The sequence below is a fragment of the Rheinheimera texasensis genome, assembly GCF_964031785.1.
Classification (GTDB): domain Bacteria; phylum Pseudomonadota; class Gammaproteobacteria; order Enterobacterales; family Alteromonadaceae; genus Pararheinheimera; species Pararheinheimera texasensis_A.
The window spans coordinates 1-18,603 of sequence record NZ_CAXIRE010000001.1 but is presented as its reverse complement, the minus strand read 5'-3'; the positions used below and the strand labels follow the sequence as shown (position 1 = coordinate 18,603).

Here is an 18,603-nt window from a genome sequence, read left to right as displayed (position 1 = left end):
AACGGCGCAGCCGGCCCGTCAGGGCGAGTATCAGGAAGATACGAGTAAAAAGCCGGGAGCGTTTTTGAACGTCTTCGCTTGCGAAGACGGCCCGAAGGGCGACCCGCAGATTTGAACCTTCTTCGACCACCAGTTTGCCTGGAGCAAACTGGAACAGCCCTGCTGGCCCGCGAGGGCGAGTATCAGGAAGATACGAATTTAGGCCAGTATTCCGACTATTTTCTGAGAGTCTGGATTGCCGCTTCTCACTGAAAGCAGAAATTGCTGCGTTTATGGTACGAGAAAATTCTACTTTTGACGCCAGTTAATTTACGGGGTGATTACCTTCCATCTCTATTTGCTCAGAACATTCTAAAGCCGATGGATCCCGAAGCTGCAGCTCGATTGTTAAGTGGTGCAGCAATGAACGCTGCGCTCTGGATTGCGGCGGGTGAAGTTCCAGAATCAATTACCCCTAAAGCTGTTGAAATGTTCGAAATCCTGGCTTCAGGTCTGCTTAAAAGCACCGCTTAGGCTGTAGGCGTTTCAACATTGATTTCCCTCTCTGTCCTTATTGATTTCTTTTTTAAAGTTGCAAAAAGCATCATCTGAGAATACACTTTATACATGAATTGCATATGTATAGCATATAAAACGCATATGAAGTGTATGGAGGTACGCCATGGGTATTGTTAAAATCAACGATGAACTGCACGAAGACATTCGAAGAACGAGCACGGTGATGGTTCGTTCCATCAATGCGCAAGCTGAGTACTGGATTAAAATTGGTAAGCTTGCTGAAGATAATCCAAACAAGACTTTTGTTGAAATCATGCAAGAGCAAAAAAGGCTGGCCGATATTGAGCTGAGGGTAGTTACCAGTGCCTAATATCAAAAGCGATCAGGAACTTGCCCTCATGCGGGAATCCGGGCGTCTTCTCGCCTCGGTATTTCACTATCTGGATAGTTTTGTTCAGGAAGGTGTTTCCACTATTGAAATCAATGATTTAGTGGAGTCGTTTATTACTGATGAGCTCAATGCTAGGCCTGCAAGTAAAGGGCAGTATGGCTTTCAATATGTGCTTAATAGTTCGATTAATGATGTCGTTTGCCATGGTATTCCTTCTCCTGTTATTAAGCTCAAAAATGGGGACATTGTAAATATTGATATCACACTGGAAAAAAACGGCTTTATTGCAGATTCCAGCAAGATGTACATGGTTGGAGAGGTAACGCCACCGGCAAAACGCTTGGTAGAAAAAACTTATGACGCCATGTGGGCGGGGATTAGAGTTATTAAACCAGGCGCTACTCTTGGTGACGTGGGGCATGCGATTCAAAGCTTTGCCGAAGCAAATGGCTACAGCGTCGTTCGCGAATATTGTGGGCATGGGATAGGCAAGGAGATGCACGAAGAGCCCCACGTGTTGCATTATGGAATGAAAGGCAAAGGGCTTGTTCTGAAAGAGGGGATGGTGTTTACCGTTGAGCCAATGATTAATCAAGGCAAGGCGAAGGTTAAACTGAAAAAAGACGGCTGGACAGTTGTTACCAGTGACAAAAAGCTCTCAGCACAGTGGGAGCATACAATTGCCGTAACCCAGTCAGGATTTGAAGTAATTACTTTACGCAATGACGAAATTGCCTATCCACTATAACTTTATTGGCTCTTTCAGTTCTTGAAAAATGAACCGCCACCAACAAACTAGTCACGTCTTAACCACCCTGCGGGTGAGCGATAAAGAAAGTCCGCCACACTCTAGCCTCAAGTACTGCTGTTTCTGGGAGATTTCACAGGTGCCGAGTGATGAATATTCATTTTGGCACAGTCAGATTCTGGCTCGAACCGCAGAGTCAGCGCTCTGCGCTTTTGTCAGCGACCACTATTTGGAGTAGGGTTTAACTCCCAAAGTTAACCGTTTACATTTAGCGATTTGTCGCAAAAAATCACGAAATTCTGCTTTTTTACAGCTGTTTTTAAGTTGTACCTAAGAGAGCCATGAAATGGTCACATTTGCCTCATAGACTCAACCGCGATTTTGGGGCTGCCGACGGGCGTGAACTGCCGGACTGCAGCAAACATCGATGTTTACACGAGTCTGACTATGAAAAATAACCATAAAACACTGTCGCAGTTCCGCTTTAAATGCTCAACTTTGAGCCTGGTCGTGGGCCAGATGCTGGCTGTCACTGCGCTGCCTTTATTTGCTGCGCCGCAACAAAATGACAACGGCAGCAAAACTGACATTGAAGTCATTGCCGTTAAAGGCACTTACAGCAAAAGCCTGGAAAAAGCCGTCGATCTGAAAAAACTGAATCTGGGGTTTTCCGATTCCGTCGTCGCGACTGATATTGCCGACTTCCCGGAGCAAAACCTGGCGGAAGCGTTGCAACGCATGCCTGGCGTGACCATTGAGCGCAATAAAGGCCTTGGCAGCAAAGTGAACGTGCGTAGTTTGCCGTCTGACTTCACTCACGTCTCAATCAATAATCTGGCGACTGCATCTGGCAGCGGCGGCCGTGACGTGGAATTCGATATTTTTGCCTCTGAAATTATTCAGAGCGTGACAGTGAAAAAGTCTCCGACCGCCGCGGATGAAGAAGGGGGTATTGCCGGTTCAGTGGCAATCAGCACAGCCCGGCCTTTTGATTTCAGCGAACGTCAGCTGGTGCTGTCGGCAGAAGGCGCGCATAACTCGATTTCTGAGCAGACAGATCCCAAATTCTCGTTGTTAGCCAGCGACATTTTTGGTGATTGGGGCGCTTTAGTGTCCTTCTCCAAAGCGCAGCGCAGTAACAGAACTGACTCCAATTCAGGGATTAACTTCCGGCCTATGGGGCGTTTCCTCGAAGCATCGGGCACCCGTTCCACGCAGGCCGCAGCAGTGTTGCAGCGTGATGCCGGTGTCACGGTGAAAAACCGGCTGGATAAACAAGAAACCAGCCGGATTATTTTTCAGGACAAAGTGGGTGACCGCCTGTATCTGAACGAGCAGGACAAATGGGGCGCGACGGCGAGCCTGCAGTACAAACCGGACAATAATTTCAGCCTGACTTTTGATGCCATGCTGGGTTCTTATCAAAGTAATGAAGATGAATATGACGCCGCGGCCTATTCCGCATCGAGCCGCAGCACGCTGGAAACTATTCATGCCTATGACAAAGACACACTGGCGCAATACGGCATTCTGGTGCTGACCGATGTGTCTTATACCGCCACCCAACATGAGATCCTCAGTAAAGAGCGCTTAAACGAAACCGACTTCACGCAATACAGCCTGAACCTGGACTGGAAACTGGCCGACTGGACCTTAACCGGCTTAATCGGCTTTTCCGGTGCCGAAAAAACTGCCGACTACGCCAACCTGAAGCATGTGGCTTATGCGCCATCCCGTACTCGTTATACCCAGAACGGCGGCGAGACTGTGGTCAGCGCCAATCCGGCCAGCATTGATATGTATAACTCGCCGGCCAAGTATCTGTTTGAAGCTTACGAAACTGAACTTGAAGCAGTACAGGATGATAAATATGCCGCAGAACTGAATCTGCGCCGTGATTTGAGTCTGTCCTGGTTGCCGGCACTGAGCAGTGTCGAGTTTGGCGCCCGTTACACTGATAAATCAAAAGAGCGCGATTACGGCGCGCTGAAAATTCAGGGGCCTAAAGCTGGTGATGCCAGTTGGGTTAACAAACGTACCATGGCCGACAGTGAGTTAGCACTGGTGACCGACATTATGCCGGGCGGCGCTTACCGGCCGAAGGACCTGAACTGGCTGCAGGTATCCAATAGCTATGCCCGCGATTTTTTCCGTTACGACGGTTTTTTCACGCCATTCCAGCCTGACCAATATTACCGGGTGGATGAAGAAGTCACCGCCTTGTATGCAATGACCAATTTCGACCTGACGCTGGCGGGCTTTGACGCCAGGCTCAATGCCGGCGTGCGCGCCGTGGATACGTCGGTGTTGTCTTTTGGTTACCACCCAATCCAAAAACCTGACGGCTCCACCGGTTATACCGAGACGCCAGTGTCCAAAGACGGCAGTTATAGCGATGTGCTGCCTAGCCTGAATCTGACTGTTGATCTGACAGATGCGCTGGTCTGGCGCACAGCAGCTTCTGAAACCATTATGCGCCCGGCGCTGACCGATATTGCGTACAAACGCACTGTGAGCTGGAGTGGGTTCCGCTTTAAAGACGGTAATCCTGATTTAACACCGACGCAGGCGAAGCAGTGGGAAACCGGTCTGGAATGGTATCTGGACGATGGCGCTTTATTAGCGGCGTCTTATTTTCACAAAGAGATTGACGGCGTGGTGCGTGAAGCCTTAACCGGGGTGGTGAAGAATGTCGAAAAACGTAACGCCAACGGCACTTTAGATGGTTATTACGATTTTGATGTCTATCAGCCGGTCAATGCTGATGGTTCTTACAAAGTCAGTGGTCTGGAGCTGATTGCTCAGCTGCCGCTGAATATGCTGAGCCCGGTGCTGGACGGTTTTGGTATCAATGCCAACTACACCAAGCTGGATAACAGCCTGACTGGTGCTTCAGACCTGGCGATCCCAACACCGCCTGAAGGTTTGGCGGATTCGACCTACAACTTTACGCTGTATTATGAGAATGCCGGTTTTGATGCGCGGTTGTCTTACAACTACAAAGACAAATATGTGGAATACATTCACCTGAATATGTATCCGGTTTATCGTGATGCGTATGGCCAGACCGATCTGTCGGTCAGCTATGCCCTGACTGAACAGCTGAAGCTGAGCCTGAAGGGCATTAACCTGACTGACGAAGCCACCAGCGGTTACACGCTGAACCCGGCGTTTCCAACGATGAACGAGTTCTCGGGACGGCGGATTAGTTTAGGCCTGCGGGCTGATTTCTGATGCGCTGATTTGCCAGCGCTGTGCTGCGACAGCGCTGGTGTTGAGATAAAACACAGGCCATTTCTATGGCCTGTGCTGTTTCGATGGCAAAGCTGGAGCGTAAAAGATGGCGATAAAATTCAGCAGGTGGCGGCTGGGCTTGTTATTCAGTCTCAGTGTTCATGTCACTGCAGTTGCCGGTGCTGCAACGGAGCAGACTGCGCCTGCTACACCGCAACAGGTTGTCCCGCTACAGATAGCATTTTTACCTGATGTGCATTTTCATGATGTGTATGGTCAATTCCCCGATACTGCTTTTAAGGGCCCGCAGCTACAAAATCTGGCAAAACCAGACCAGGCGCAAGCCGTCACTATCCGGACCATGGCGGCGCAGTTGCACTCCACGCGCTTATTTAACGAAAACTATTTTGCTTTTATTGCCGCACTGGATGATTTGGTGCGCCGGCAAGTGAAGCTGGTGGTATTACCGGGCGATTTCAGTGACGACGGTCAGCCCATTCATATCCGCGGTTTAAAGCAGGTTTTACAACGCTACCAGCGTGAACACGGCCTGCGGTTTTTCCTGACTTTTGGCAACCATGACCCGGTCCGGCCCTTTAGCCAACCTGGGGGCAAAGCGGATTTTATGGCGGTAGATGGCAACCCTGTTGGTGTCTATAGCCGCGGCACAGCGGCTTGCCCGCTGAAGGCACCTCAGGCAACAGGCGTGCTGTGCACGGAAGCCGTGCGTGAGCTGGGTTATCAGGAACTTTTGGCCGAATTGGGCGAATTTGGCCTGATGCCGGCAAACACCGATAGCCATTTCGAAACGCCTTTTAGCCGGCAACAACAGTTGCAGGGCCACGTCATGTCAACAGCAGATGCTGGGGCGCTGGCCAATCGCCAGTCTGAGATTTGCGCCAATGGCCCGGGTGGTCGGTATAAAGCCGCTGACGCCCAAGACTGCCGAATGCTGCCGGATGTCAGTTATCTGACTGAACCGGTGCCTGGGCTTTGGTTGCTTGCGCTCGATGCCAATGTGTATCTGCCCAATCCACAAGGTGACCCGCTGCAGGCGTCCGGTTATCGTGGCTCCGGCAATGCCGGTTACAACGCCGTCATCCGCTACAAGCCTTATTTGCTGGACTGGATTAAAGATGTGGCGGCGCGCGCCAAAGCGCAGCATAAGACTTTGATTAGTTTCAGCCATTTTCCGATGGCAGAATTTTATCAGGGCCAGGGCACGGCCATTGCCGGGTTACTCGGGGCCGACCAAGGCCAGTTGTCGCGTTTGCCGGCCGACAATACCAGCCAGATATTGGCAGGGCTTGGGCTGACCCTGCATATCGGTGGTCACATGCATTTGAATAACACTGCGATTATCCGGGGTAAAACCGGGCAGCAGCTGGTTAATGTGCAGGCGCCGTCCATTGCTGCTTATCGTCCGGCATACAAACTGCTGAGCCAAACCGGGCCTTCATTAGTGCGGATGCAGACGGTGTTGCTTGATGAAGTGCCGGGCTTTGATCGTTTTTTCCCGCTGTATCAACGCGAATGGCAGCAATTACACCGCTCTGGTGCCAAGTCGCTGTGGAACCAGGACGTACTCAGCGCCAAAAACTATCACCAATATGCCAACTGGCAACTGACGGAACTGACCCGGCAGCGTTTTTTACCGCAGGATTGGCCAGCCGAGCTGCGCCTGTTGCTGCTGAAGCTCAACGGCCAGCAAATGCTGGTATTAAGCCGCACAGCGCAGCAGTTTGTGCTGGCAGATTTGCTGACGCAACCGTACTTGCTCAGCACACTGCAACAAAGCAAGGCCTGGCAGCTGGCCGCCCGGCAGTTACAAACGCAGGCGGAACAAGCCGGCATTCATTGGTCAGAACTGGCAGACTGGGACGGACTGGCGCTTGCCACCGATTTCTATCGCCTGCAAACCGCTGGTGCTCTGGCTTTGAGCGATATCCCGCCGCAGCGCCGGCAGCAATATCTGTTTTTTGCCAAAACACTGCAGAACACCGGCCCGCAGCAGTGTGGCATGTCCGAAACACCAGACATGAAGATCCAGCAGTTGCCGCTGCAGTTGTATGCCGCCCAGAGTTTTTGTCAGTTATTTGGCATCATTGATCATTTGCTGCAACAGTCAGGTTTTGATGACTTCTTATTGGATTTAACTACTGGCGAAATAGCCGTCCCTAAGGCGTAACTGACGTTTACCGTCCGGTTTGGGCATTTGATGCAGAAGCTGCTGTGCGCTGAAACAACTGCCGGCAGCGATTTATCCAATTTATCGATTAAAGCAATCGATTTTAATCACTGCAATCTGTACATAACCGGCTTTAATTGATTGGCGTACCCCGCTGGCCTTTGGTGGAGGTTGCCCTTGTCTGTGATGTTGCTGGCAAACGCAACTGGTGGTTGGCCTTCTGGGTGCAACAGGTCGCTGTGGGGAACACAGCACCGTCAAACCCAATCTCAGGCTGAACCATCAGGTGCAGCCAAAAAGGACAGGTAACAGACAATGAAAAATAAACTTCCGTTGTTGTCAGCGTTAACGCTGGCCATGATGTTAGGCAGCCAGCCACTGCTGGCAAAAGAGACAACCACTAACAACTATTGGTGGCCAGAGCAGCTGGATTTATCACCGCTGCGAGCCCACAGTGCCGAATCGGATCCTTTTGGTCACAACTTTGATTACGCTAAAGAATTCAATAGTTTAGATTTGGCTGCAGTCAAAGCAGATATCAAAACCGTTTTAACCACACCACAAGACTGGTGGCCGCCGGATTACGGTCATTATGGGCCTTTTATGATCCGCATGGCCTGGCACTCCGCCGGGGTGTACCGCATTTTTGATGGCCGTGGCGGTGCCGGTGGCGGCCAGCAACGCTTTGAACCGCTGAACAGCTGGCCAGATAACGTCAACCTGGATAAAGCACGGCGTTTACTCTGGCCGGTAAAACAAAAATACGGCAGTAAAATTTCCTGGGCTGATTTGATGGTGCTGGCCGGTAACGTGGCGCTGGAATCTATGGGCTTTAAAACCTTTGGCTTTGCCGGCGGCCGGCTCGACGACTGGCAAGCGGAGCAGGTGAACTGGGGCAGCGAGAAAAAATGGCTGGATGACCAGCGTTATGACAAAAACAGCAAAGAGCGCAAGCTGGCTAAACCGCTGGCGGCTGTGCAGATGGGCTTAATTTACGTCAATCCGGAAGGGCCAAACGGTGTGCCGGATCCATTGCTGGCTGCCAAGGATATCCGCGATACCTTTGGCCGGATGGCGATGAACGACGAAGAAACAGTAGCGCTGATCGCCGGTGGCCATACTTTTGGTAAGGCGCATGGCGCGCACAAACCAGAAACCTGTGTTGGCAAAGAGCCGGCCGCAGAAGGCCCAGAAGCGCAAGGGTTCGGCTGGAAAAACAAATGTGGCAAAAGCCATTCTGAAGACACTGTCACCAGTGGTCTGGAAGGGGCCTGGTCGGTCAATCCAACGGCCTGGACCACGCAGTACCTGGATAACCTGTTTGGCTATGACTGGGTTAAAACCAAGAGCCCGGCCGGCGCAACCCAGTGGATCCCGGCCAATGGCCAGGCCGCCAATCTGGTACCGGACGCGCATGATAAAACCAAACGTCACGCGCCTATCATGTTTACCACTGACTTAGCGCTGAAAGAGGATCCGGCTTATCGTGAAATTTCGTTGCGCTTTAAAAACGACCCAAAAGCTTTTGAGCTGGCCTTTGCCAAAGCCTGGTTTAAGCTGACGCACCGCGATATGGGGCCAAAAGCCCGTTATCTGGGCACAGAAGTGCCAACCGAAATGTTGATATGGCAAGACCCGGTGCCAGCCGTTGATCATCCACTGATTGATGCCAATGACATTAACAACTTAAAAGCCAAATTACTGAGCAGCGGTTTGACCGTGCCACAGCTGGTCAAAACCGCCTGGGCGGCGGCGGCCAGTTTCCGTGGTACTGATATGCGCGGTGGCGCAAACGGTGCCCGTTTAGCGCTGGCGCCGCAAAAAGACTGGGCTGCAAACGATCCGAAAGAGCTCGCCAAAGTGCTGCCGGTGTTACAGAAAGTCCAGCAGGACTTTAATAAAACCCTGAGCGGCGGCAAAAAAGTCTCGCTGGCCGATGTGATTGTGCTGGCCGGTTCTGCCGCGGTCGAGCAAGCCGCGAAAGATGCTGGCCTGAGTATTGAAGTGCCGTTCCATCCGGGCAGGACCGATGCTACTGCAGCGCAAACCGATGCCGCGTCATTTGCGGTGTTAGAACCACTGGCTGATGGTTTCAGAAACTATCACAGCAACAACAGCATGTTGTCGCCGGCCGAAGCACTGATTGAAAAAGCGGCGATGCTGAATTTGTCGGTGCCGGAAATGACAGTACTGGTGGGCGGTTTAAGGGTAATGAACGCCAATAGTGGTGGGGTGCGCCATGGTGTCCTGACCAATAAGGCCGGCACTTTAAATAACGATTTTTTTGTCAATTTGCTGGATATGTCGACGAAATGGCAAAAATCAGCCAGTAACCAGGGTTTGTATGAAGGGTTGGATCACAAAACCAATCAGATCAGATGGACAGCCACGCCGGTGGACCTGATGTTTGGCTCCCATGCTGAACTCAGAGCAGTGGCAGAAGTGTACGCTGCCGCCGATGGTAAAGAGCGATTTGCCCGCGATTTTGCCAAAGCCTGGCAAAAAGTGATGGAACTGGACCGTTTCGATTTGTAACGGCTGATGCTAAAAAGCAGCCCCCGCCACACTGGAGGCTGCTTTTTTATTGCTGAAACTGCCGGGGCCGGCATGTCAGGAGTCTGCCCGCAACCTTCCCCCCAATCCAGCTCAACCACATTCTTTTGGCCTGCATCAAAGAAACTTCACAGAGTCCGGTTTATAGTTCCTATTCATGCGACGAAAGCAGGCTATGCAGCCGCCCCAGGATGAGACGGAAGATGACGGGATCCTCAGCACAATCAGCAACACAATCAGCAACACAATCAGCAGCACATTCAGCAGCACAATCGACGGCACAAGCTTCTGGTCCATCACCAGACAACCAGCGGACAAAATTCTGGGTCATGCTGGTGCTGGCAGGTGCTGCGGCGTTGGGGGTGTTTTATCTGCTGAAATACCACGGTGCGACGGACGACAATCTGCTGAAAAGCAATGGCCGGATTGAAGCGGTTGAAATTGCTGTGGCAGCCAAAACTGCAGGGCGGATCAAAGAGTTGCTGGTTGATGAAGGCGATTTTGTCGAAGCCGGCCAGCTGGTGGCGACTGTGGCCTCAGAGTCACTGGAAGCACAGCTGTTGCAGGCGCAGGCGCAATTGCGTCAGGCGCAAAGCTCCACTGTGACGGCGCAAAGCCAGCTGTTGCAGCGCAACAGTGAAAAAGCCGCGCTGCAGGCGTTGTCGTTGCAGCGTCAGGCTGAACTTGCCGCCGCGCGCAGCAGAGCCAGTCGCACCGGCACGCTGGCGCAAACCGGTTCAGTTTCAAAACAATTGGCGGAAGATAACGATACGCTGGTGACCAGCGCCAAAACTGCGGTCAGCGCAGTGCAGGCGCAGCTTGAAGCGTCGCAGGCCGCTATTGTATCCGCTGAAGCGCAAATTGTGGCGGCGGCATCGGCAGTCGACGCGGCCAGTGCCACTGTGGCGCGGGTGGAGTCGGAACTGCGCGACAATCAGCTGCGTGCGCCGCGGGCCGGCCGTATCCAATATCGCATTGCCCAGGTTGGCGAAATTGTCGCGGCCGGCGGCAAAGTGCTGAGCCTGATTGATGTCAGCGATGTGCATATGACGTTTTTCCTGCCGTCAGCAATGGCTGGCCGGGTCGAGATTGGCAGTGAAGTCCGGCTGGTGCTGGATGCGCTGCCCGGCGTGGCGATACCGGCGCAAGTGTCTTATGTCGCGGATGTGGCGCAATTTACGCCGAAAACCGTGGAAACCGCCAATGAACGCGAAAAGCTGATGTTCCGGGTCAAGGCGCGCATCGACCCGCAGTTGCTGCTGCGGCATAAAACCAAAGTGAAAACCGGCCTGCCGGGTGTGGCTTATCTGCGGCTGGACCGCAGCGCGCCCTGGCCGGATTCAATACCGCCATTAGTGGTGGAGCACGCACAGTGACCGATGCGGTAGCCCGGCTGCAACAGGTCCGGCTGGTACATGGCAACACCACAGCGCTGGCGGATATTTCGCTAGAGATACCGGCCGGCAAAATGGTTGGCCTGATTGGACCGGATGGCGTGGGTAAATCCAGCCTGTTGTCGTTGCTGGCCGGCGCGCGCGCCATTCAGCAGGGGCGGGTGGAAGTGCTGGGCGGCGACATGGCGAGCCGCACCCACCGCGAGCGGGTTTGTGCCGACATTGCTTATATGCCGCAGGGCCTTGGCAAAAATCTGTATCTGACCTTGTCGGTCGAAGAAAATCTGCAGTTTTTTGCCCGCTTATTTGGTCACAACGCGGCTGAACGGCGCCGGCGCATTGACGAACTGACCCAGGCCACTGGCCTCTATGCCTTTTTACAGCGCCCGGCCGGTAAGTTATCCGGCGGTATGAAACAAAAACTCGGCCTGTGCTGTGCGCTGATCCATGACCCGAAACTGTTGATCCTCGACGAGCCGACCACCGGCGTTGACCCGCTGGCACGCAGTCAGTTCTGGCAACTGATCCAGCGTATCCGGCAGCAGGCGCCACAGATGAGTGTGCTGGTCGCGACCGCCTACATGGACGAAGCCGAACAATTTGATTATCTGGTGGCGCTGAACGCCGGCACTGTACTGGCCTGTGGCAGCCCGGCTGAGCTGAAGCAGCAAACCCAGACGCAACAATTAGAAGCGGCTTTTATCCGCTTATTACCGGCGGCGCTGACGGCGGATTATCAGCCAGTCTCAGTGCCACCGCTGGTGGCGGACAGCCACAGTCAGATAGCCATCGAAGCGGCGGGCCTGAGCCGGCAGTTCGGTGATTTCACCGCAGTGGATAATGTCAGTTTTCAGATTAAAAAAGGCGAGATTTTTGGTTTTCTCGGCTCCAATGGCTGCGGTAAATCCACCACGATGAAAATGCTGACCGGTTTATTGCCGGCAACCTCGGGGCGGGCCTTGTTGTTTGGCCAGGTACTGGACCCGGACGATATTTCTACCCGCAAAAGGGTGGGGTACATGTCGCAGGCGTTTTCGCTGTACAGCGAGCTGACGGTGCTACAAAACCTGCGGCTGCACGCACAGTTGTTTCAGGTGCCGGCGGCACAGATTGAAGCGCGCATCAGCGCCATGTTGCAGCGCTTTGGTCTGACTCAGGCAGCAGAAGCGTTGCCGGACAGTCTGCCGCTGGGGATGCGCCAGCGCTTGTCGCTGGCGGTGGCGATGGTGCATCAGCCGGAGCTGTTAATCCTCGACGAACCGACTTCCGGCGTCGACCCGATCGCCCGCGACCAGTTCTGGCAGCTGATGATCGATTTGGCGCGGCAGGACCAGGTCACCATTTTTATCTCGACCCATTTTATGAACGAAGCCGAGCGCTGCGACCGCATCTCGCTGATGCACGCCGGCAAAGTGCTGGTCAGCGACACACCGGCGCAAATTGTGGCCAGCCAGCAAGCGGATAATCTGGAGCAGGCCTTTATCCGTTATCTGGAACAAGCCGGCGCCCGCGAACAGGGCAATAGCCGCGGGTTGGCGTTCATGGCACCACAACTTGCAGCTGCGCCACAACAGGCATCTGCATCACAACAGGCCGCTGCGCCGAAGCGGCGATTCAGCTGGCAGCGCTTGTGGAGCTTCAGTCAGCGCGAAACGCTGGAGCTGCGGCGGGACCCCATCCGCGCCGCGCTGGCCTTGCTTGGCAGCCTGGTGTTGATGGTATTTATTGGTTTTGGCATCACCATGGACGTGGAAGATCTCAGTTTTGCCGTGCTGGATCAGGACCAGTCAGTGCTGAGCCAGAACTATGTACTAAACCTGGCCGGTTCACGGTATTTTGTCGAAAAAGCCCCGCTGCAAAGCCAGCAGGACATCGACCAGCGCATGCGCAGCGGCGATATCAGCCTGGCGCTGGAAATTCCACCCGGTTTTGGCCGTGACCTGGCACGTGGCCAGCAGGTGGCGATCGCCGCCTGGGTCGATGGCTCTATGCCCAACCGCGCTGAAACCATTAAAGGGTATGTGCTTGGCATGCATCTGCATTGGTTGCGGATGCAGGCGACCGAAGCGCTGGGCGCTGACGCGAGTGGCCTTAGCAGCAGCCTGGAAACCCGCTTTCGCTACAACCCGGATGTGAAAAGCCTGGTGGCAATGGTACCAGCGATGATCCCGTTATTATTGCTGATGATCCCGGCGGTGTTGACGGCCTTGTCGGTGGTGCGGGAAAAAGAGCTGGGGTCTATCATCAATTTGTATGTGACCCCGGTCAGCCGGCTGGAGTTTTTGCTGGGCAAACAGCTGCCCTATATCGCGCTCGCCATGCTGAATTATCTGCTGATGCTGCTTGCGGCCGTCACTTTGTTTCAGGTGCCGCTGACCGGCAGTTTTGTTGCTTTAAGTCTGAGCGCGCTGATGTTTGTGCTGTTTTCCACCGGGTTCGGTTTGTTTGCGTCCACTTTTACCAATAGTCAGATCGCCGCCATTTTAGTGGCGGTGCTCGGCAGTATTATCCCGGCCGTGCAGTTTGCCGGCATGATCACGCCGGTGTCCGCACTGGAAGGTGCCGGCCGGCTGATTGGTGAAGTTCATCCGGCCAGCGCTTTTTTGACCATCAGCCGTGGTGTATTCAGCAAAGCGCTGCAGCTGGCGGATATTTATCCGGCGCTACTGCAAATGAGCCTGGCGGCGCCGCTGATTTTGCTGGCGGCGGTGTTGCTGCTGAAAAAGCAGGAGTCCTGACACATGCAGCATAAACTGGCCAATATTCTCCGGCTTGGCAGCAAAGAACTGTGGAGCCTGTGGCGCGACCCGATGATGTTGCTGCTGATTTTGTATACCTTCAGCGCCAGCATTTATATCGCCGGCACCTCAATGCCGGAAACCTTGCACAAAGCACCTATTGCCGTGGTGGACGAAGACCAGTCGATGTTATCCGGCCGTATTGTGGCCGCCTTGTACCCGCCGTATTTTAAACCGCCGGTGCTCATTAGCCTGGCGGAGGTCGATGCTGCGCTCGATGCCGGCATCTACAGTTTTGTGCTGAATATTCCGCCGGATTTTGAGCAGGACCTGCTGGCCGGGCGCGCCCGCAGTATTCAGCTGAGTGTCGATGCGACGCGCATCAGCCAGGCCTTTAGCGGCAGTGGTTACATCGAGCAAATTGTCAGCAGCGAAATCAACGAGTTCCGTCAGCGTCACCGGCTTAATACCAGCCTGCCGGTCGATTTGGTGCTGCGGGCCAGCTACAACCCGAACTTAACGTCCAGCTGGTTTGGCTCGCTGATGGAACTGATCAATGCCGTGACGATGATTTCGATTATCCTGACCGGTGCGGCGCTTATCCGCGAGCGCGAACACGGCACTATCGAACATCTGCTGGTGATGCCGGTGACACCGGCGGAGATTATGTTGGCGAAGATCCTGTCGATGGGGCTGGTGGTGCTGCTGGCCACCGGTTTTTCGCTGACGCTGATGATTGAGCTGGTGCTGCAGGTGCCGGTGGCAGGCTCTGTGCCGCTGTTTTTGCTGGTTACGGCGTTACAGTTGTTTGCGACCACGTCGATGGGCATTTTTATGGCGACAGTGGCGCGCTCGATGCCGCAGTTTGGCTTGCTGCTGATTTTGGTGTTATTGCCGCTGCAGCTGCTGTCCGGCGGTATGACCCCACGGGAGAGCATGCCGGCGCTTATCCAGCACCTGATGCTGGCGGCACCCAACACCCATTTTGTTGCGGCGGCACAGGCCATTTTGTATCGCGGTGCTGGCCTTGATGTCGTCTGGCCACAGCTGCTGGCGTTGCTGTTGATTGGCGCTGTGTTGTTCCGATTTTCGCTGCGGCGGTTCCGTCAGTCACTGAGTAGTTTGTAGCGGCGGGCAGTAAAACTTAGGGTTATAAAATAACTTATTTTAATAACTCAGCGAAATAAGCTTTGACAGTTTCGCCAAACCAGATACACTGGCCGCGCTTAATCAGTTTGTTCATTATTTATGCACCACATCGAAAGTACCAGTTGTATTAGTACCTCCTGTATTCATAAGTTAAAACATCTTTTGCAGCACCATCGTCTGATTTCAGACTCAAATTATTGTTAATTATTACAGGTACATACAATGTCTACTCCAACTACTGGCACAGTGAAATGGTTCAACGAAACTAAAGGTTTTGGCTTTATCGAACAGGCTTCAGGCCCGGACGTATTCGCTCACTTCAGCGAGATCGCTTCTACTGGTTTTAAAACCCTGCAAGAAGGCCAACGCGTACAGTTCATCGTCACGCCAGGTCAAAAAGGCCCACAAGCCTCTAAAATCACTGTACTGTAAGTACAAATCAATCAGTGCCCTGAGCACTGAATAGCAGGCCAGACCGCACAGCGGTTTTGTCAGCCACCTGAAAAGGCCACTGTGAAAACAGGGGCCTTTTTTGTTTTTGTGCCCTGTAAAAAAACCTTCCTGTCAGAAACGCAGCAGCATCATCCCCTGCCAGACCAGTAATATCCTCCGCTTATCCCATCGCTGGCTGCACGCGGGTGCACCGCTGCCAGATCGCAAGGTAGACTCAAGCGAATTCACTCTCAGGATATAAAAACATGGTCAGATCTCCGATTTTGCTCCTTCTGGTACTGCTGGCCGGGCCGGCAATAGCAACAGAAATGAAACTTGAAAGCCCGGATATCCGCGAAGGGGAGCCGATGCATTTACGGCATGTCTTCAATGGCTTTGGCTGTCAAGGCGAAAACTTATCACCACAGCTGCAGTGGCAGCATTTGCCGGCTGGTACCCAGAGTATTGCTGTGACCTTATATGACCCGGACGCTCCGACTGGCAGCGGTTGGTGGCACTGGCTGGCGCTGGATTTACCGGCCACGCTGCAAGGCCTGCCGCGGGGCGCGGACATCGGCAAATTACAGGGACGGCTGATCCGCAACGATTTTGGCGGCACTGTGTATGGCGGCGCTTGTCCACCGACCGGTCACGGCATGCATCGCTACCAGTTTACCGTCTGGGCACTGCCGGTGAAAAAGCTGGATGTTGGCGCGGACCCATCTGCTGCCGTGGTAGGCTATATGTTGAATCATCAGGCGTTAGCCCGCAAAACCCTGACCGCTACTTATCATCAGTGATATTCGCCGGCGAAGACTTGTGTGTCGTGCCGGCTTTTGTCATGATAGCCTTAATTGTAATACAATATTAATTAAGGTGCGATTATGACGGCGACAACAGAACAACAGCTGGCCAATGCCATCCGGGTATTGGCGATGGATGCAGTGCAACAGGCTAAATCAGGTCATCCCGGCGCGCCGATGGGCATGGCGGATATCGCCACTGTGTTGTGGCGTGATTTCTTAAAACACAATCCACAGGACCCGGCCTGGGTTGACCGCGACCGTTTTGTGTTGTCGAACGGCCACGGCTCGATGTTGTTGTACGCGCTGTTGCATTTAAGCGGTTATGACCTGCCGATGAGCGAATTACAACGCTTCCGACAGCTGCATTCAAAAACGCCGGGTCACCCGGAATATGGTTATACGCCAGGCGTTGAAACCACCACCGGGCCGCTTGGTGCCGGCATCGCCAATGCCGTCGGCATGGCGGTGGCGGAAAAAACGCTGGCGGCGCAGTTTAATCAACCGGGTCTGGCGTTAGTGGACCATTTCACTTATTGCTTCCTGGGTGACGGTTGTCTGATGGAAGGGGTGTCGCATGAAGCCTGTTCGCTGGCGGGCACCTTGCAACTTGGCAAACTGATTGCGTTTTGGGATGACAACGGCATTTCTATCGACGGCCATGTCGAAGGCTGGTTCAGCGACAACACACCACAACGTTTCGCCGCTTATGGCTGGCAGGTGATTAGCGGTGTTGATGGCCATAACCCGGCAGCTATTGCGCAGGCGATTCGTGAGGCGCAGGCTAATCTCAGTCAGCCGACGCTGATTTGCTGTAAAACCGTGATTGGTTTTGGCTCGCCGAATAAAGCAGGCAGCCACGATTGCCATGGCGCGCCTTTGGGCGAAGCGGAAGTCAAAGCGGTGCGCGAGCAACTTGGCTGGCCCTGGCCGGCGTTTGAAATTCCGGCGGATGTCGCTGCACAGTGGGATCAACGCCGCAAAGGCGAGTCCAGCCAACAGGCCTGGCGCGAACTTTGGCAGCGGTATCAGGCCGAGCATCCACAGCTAGCCGCTGAATTTAGCCGCCGGGTGCTTGATGGCGAACTGCCGGCGGAATTTGCTGCAGTTGCACAAGCCCATATTCGCGACTGTCAGCAACAGGCGCAGGCGATTGCCACCCGTAAAGCCTCACAGCAAAGCATTGGTGTGTTTGCCCGGCTGCTGCCAGAAATTCTCGGTGGCTCGGCTGATTTGGCCGGCTCTAATCTGACCTTGTGGCCCGAAGCCAAAGCGCTGCATCAACATGCTGACGGTAACTATCTGCATTATGGTGTACGCGAATTTGGCATGAACAGCATCATGAACGGCGTGGCACTGCACGGCGGTTTTATCCCCTTTGGCGGCACTTTCCTGATGTTTATGGAATATGGCCGCAACGCGGTGCGGATGGCGGCGTTGATGGGCATTCGGAGTATTTTTGTCTACACCCATGATTCGATTGCGCAGGGCGAAGATGGCCCAACCCATCAACCGGTGGAGCAAGTGCCGAATTTACGTTTAACGCCGAACTTATCCACCTGGCGCCCGGCTGACGCCACCGAAACGGCCGTGGCCTGGCAGCATGCGCTTGAGCGGAAACACGGCCCGACGGCATTGGTATTAAGCCGGCAGAATACCGCTGCAGTAGTACCAAAAGATTTGGATGTGAGTCTTATCAAGCGCGGCGCTTATGTGGTGGCGCAAAGCAGTGAACAGGCAGTGCCGGCATTAATTCTGCTTGCCACCGGTGCCGAAGTGGGGCTGGTATTGGAGGCCTATCAGCAGCTCGCTGCTAAAGGTGTGGCGGTGCGGCTGGTGTCGATGCCAAGCTCCGATGTATTTGACGCCCAGGATGCTGCGTATCAGGCCGCGGTGTTACCGGCCGGCAGTAAAATTCTGGCGATTGAAGCGGCGCATCAGGACTACTGGTACAAATATACCGGCCGCGACGGCGCTATTATCGGCATGCGCAGCTTCGGTGAGTCAGCACCAGGGCCGGTGTTGATGCAGCATTTTGGCTTTAGCACTGAGAATATTGTGGCTGCAGCGCAGCGGTTGTTGTAGCTCTTTGCCCTGCGGGCGGCGCTGGGCTTATTTTTTTGTTTTTCCTGCTGCCGCAAGACCGCTTTGCAGAGATTTCACCTGTCGGTGAGGTACTTGTTGCTGACGCAGGTGCTTTGCCCTGCGGGCGGCTGTTTCTGTTTCAATAATCATTTTTGCCTTGGCGGTGAGACCGTCTAGCAGAGAGTTCACCTGTCGGTGAGTTCCTTTCTTTTGCCTTGCCAAAAGAAAGGAACCGAAAGAAAAGGCGCACCCGGTTCCGCTCGAAAGCCCGTCTGAAAAGTCGTCGTCCAAGGCGAAAACGTAACTCGCTGGGCGCTACCGTCGCCCAGCTCAGACACCCGTTTTCTTAAAACCTTGGCCAACGATTTTCAGCCGGCTCGCTCCAACGGG

Annotated in this window: 13 protein-coding genes; 12 read left to right on the top strand and 1 reads right to left on the bottom strand. The window is 53.9% G+C overall.

The window, feature by feature from the left end; translation table 11 throughout:
• Nucleotides 1–261 precede the first annotated feature (261 nt).
• From ABNT34_RS00065 to tkt, 12 genes are all read left to right on the top strand, one after another.
• Nucleotides 262–513, top strand: coding sequence for a hypothetical protein (locus tag ABNT34_RS00065; protein WP_348727634.1), 252 nt, complete (start codon nt 262–264; stop codon nt 511–513).
• 148 nt (nt 514–661) lie between these two features.
• On the top strand, nt 662–868 hold the full coding sequence (locus tag ABNT34_RS00060; RefSeq protein ID WP_348727632.1) for a ParD-like family protein: 207 nt from the start codon (nt 662–664) through the stop codon (nt 866–868).
• Nucleotides 861–1,637: a type I methionyl aminopeptidase gene (gene map / locus ABNT34_RS00055; RefSeq protein WP_348727630.1), complete on the top strand. Its 777-nt coding sequence runs from the start codon at nt 861–863 to the stop codon at nt 1,635–1,637. The genes ABNT34_RS00060 and map overlap by 8 nt, the downstream gene beginning before the upstream one ends.
• Before the next feature lie 447 nt (nt 1,638–2,084).
• Complete coding sequence (locus ABNT34_RS00050) at nt 2,085–4,871, top strand: TonB-dependent receptor (RefSeq protein ID WP_348727628.1); 2,787 nt, start codon at nt 2,085–2,087, stop codon at nt 4,869–4,871.
• Nucleotides 4,872–4,977: 106 nt separating this feature from the next.
• Complete coding sequence (locus ABNT34_RS00045; protein ID WP_348727626.1) at nt 4,978–7,059, top strand: metallophosphoesterase; 2,082 nt, start codon at nt 4,978–4,980, stop codon at nt 7,057–7,059.
• A gap of 360 nt (nt 7,060–7,419) precedes the next feature.
• Nucleotides 7,420–9,594 (top strand): catalase/peroxidase HPI, encoded by a 2,175-nt coding sequence (gene katG / locus ABNT34_RS00040; RefSeq protein ID WP_348727637.1) that lies wholly within the window; start codon nt 7,420–7,422, stop codon nt 9,592–9,594.
• Between the two features lie 221 nt (nt 9,595–9,815).
• Nucleotides 9,816–10,988 (top strand): HlyD family efflux transporter periplasmic adaptor subunit, encoded by a 1,173-nt coding sequence (locus ABNT34_RS00035; RefSeq protein ID WP_348727624.1) that lies wholly within the window; start codon nt 9,816–9,818, stop codon nt 10,986–10,988.
• Nucleotides 10,964–13,744 (top strand): ribosome-associated ATPase/putative transporter RbbA, encoded by a 2,781-nt coding sequence (gene rbbA / locus ABNT34_RS00030; RefSeq protein ID WP_348727636.1) that lies wholly within the window; start codon nt 10,964–10,966, stop codon nt 13,742–13,744. The genes ABNT34_RS00035 and rbbA overlap by 25 nt, the downstream gene beginning before the upstream one ends.
• 3 nt (nt 13,745–13,747) lie before the next feature.
• Entirely contained in the window at nt 13,748–14,872 is a 1,125-nt protein-coding gene (locus ABNT34_RS00025) for an ABC transporter permease (protein WP_348727622.1), read from the top strand.
• A 243-nt stretch (nt 14,873–15,115) separates the two neighbouring features.
• Nucleotides 15,116–15,325 (top strand): cold-shock protein, encoded by a 210-nt coding sequence (locus ABNT34_RS00020; protein ID WP_348727620.1) that lies wholly within the window; start codon nt 15,116–15,118, stop codon nt 15,323–15,325.
• 266 nt (nt 15,326–15,591) lie between these two features.
• Nucleotides 15,592–16,125, top strand: a complete 534-nt coding sequence (locus ABNT34_RS00015; protein WP_348727618.1) for a YbhB/YbcL family Raf kinase inhibitor-like protein — start codon at nt 15,592–15,594, stop codon at nt 16,123–16,125.
• Nucleotides 16,126–16,209: 84 nt separating this feature from the next.
• Nucleotides 16,210–18,213, top strand: coding sequence for a transketolase (gene tkt / locus ABNT34_RS00010; RefSeq protein WP_348727616.1), 2,004 nt, complete (start codon nt 16,210–16,212; stop codon nt 18,211–18,213).
• 27 nt (nt 18,214–18,240) lie between these two features.
• On the opposite strand, the gene ABNT34_RS00005 is transcribed toward tkt, so the two are convergent.
• Entirely contained in the window at nt 18,241–18,402 is a 162-nt protein-coding gene (locus ABNT34_RS00005) for a hypothetical protein (protein WP_348727614.1), read from the bottom strand.
• Between the last annotated feature and the right edge of the window lie 201 nt (nt 18,403–18,603).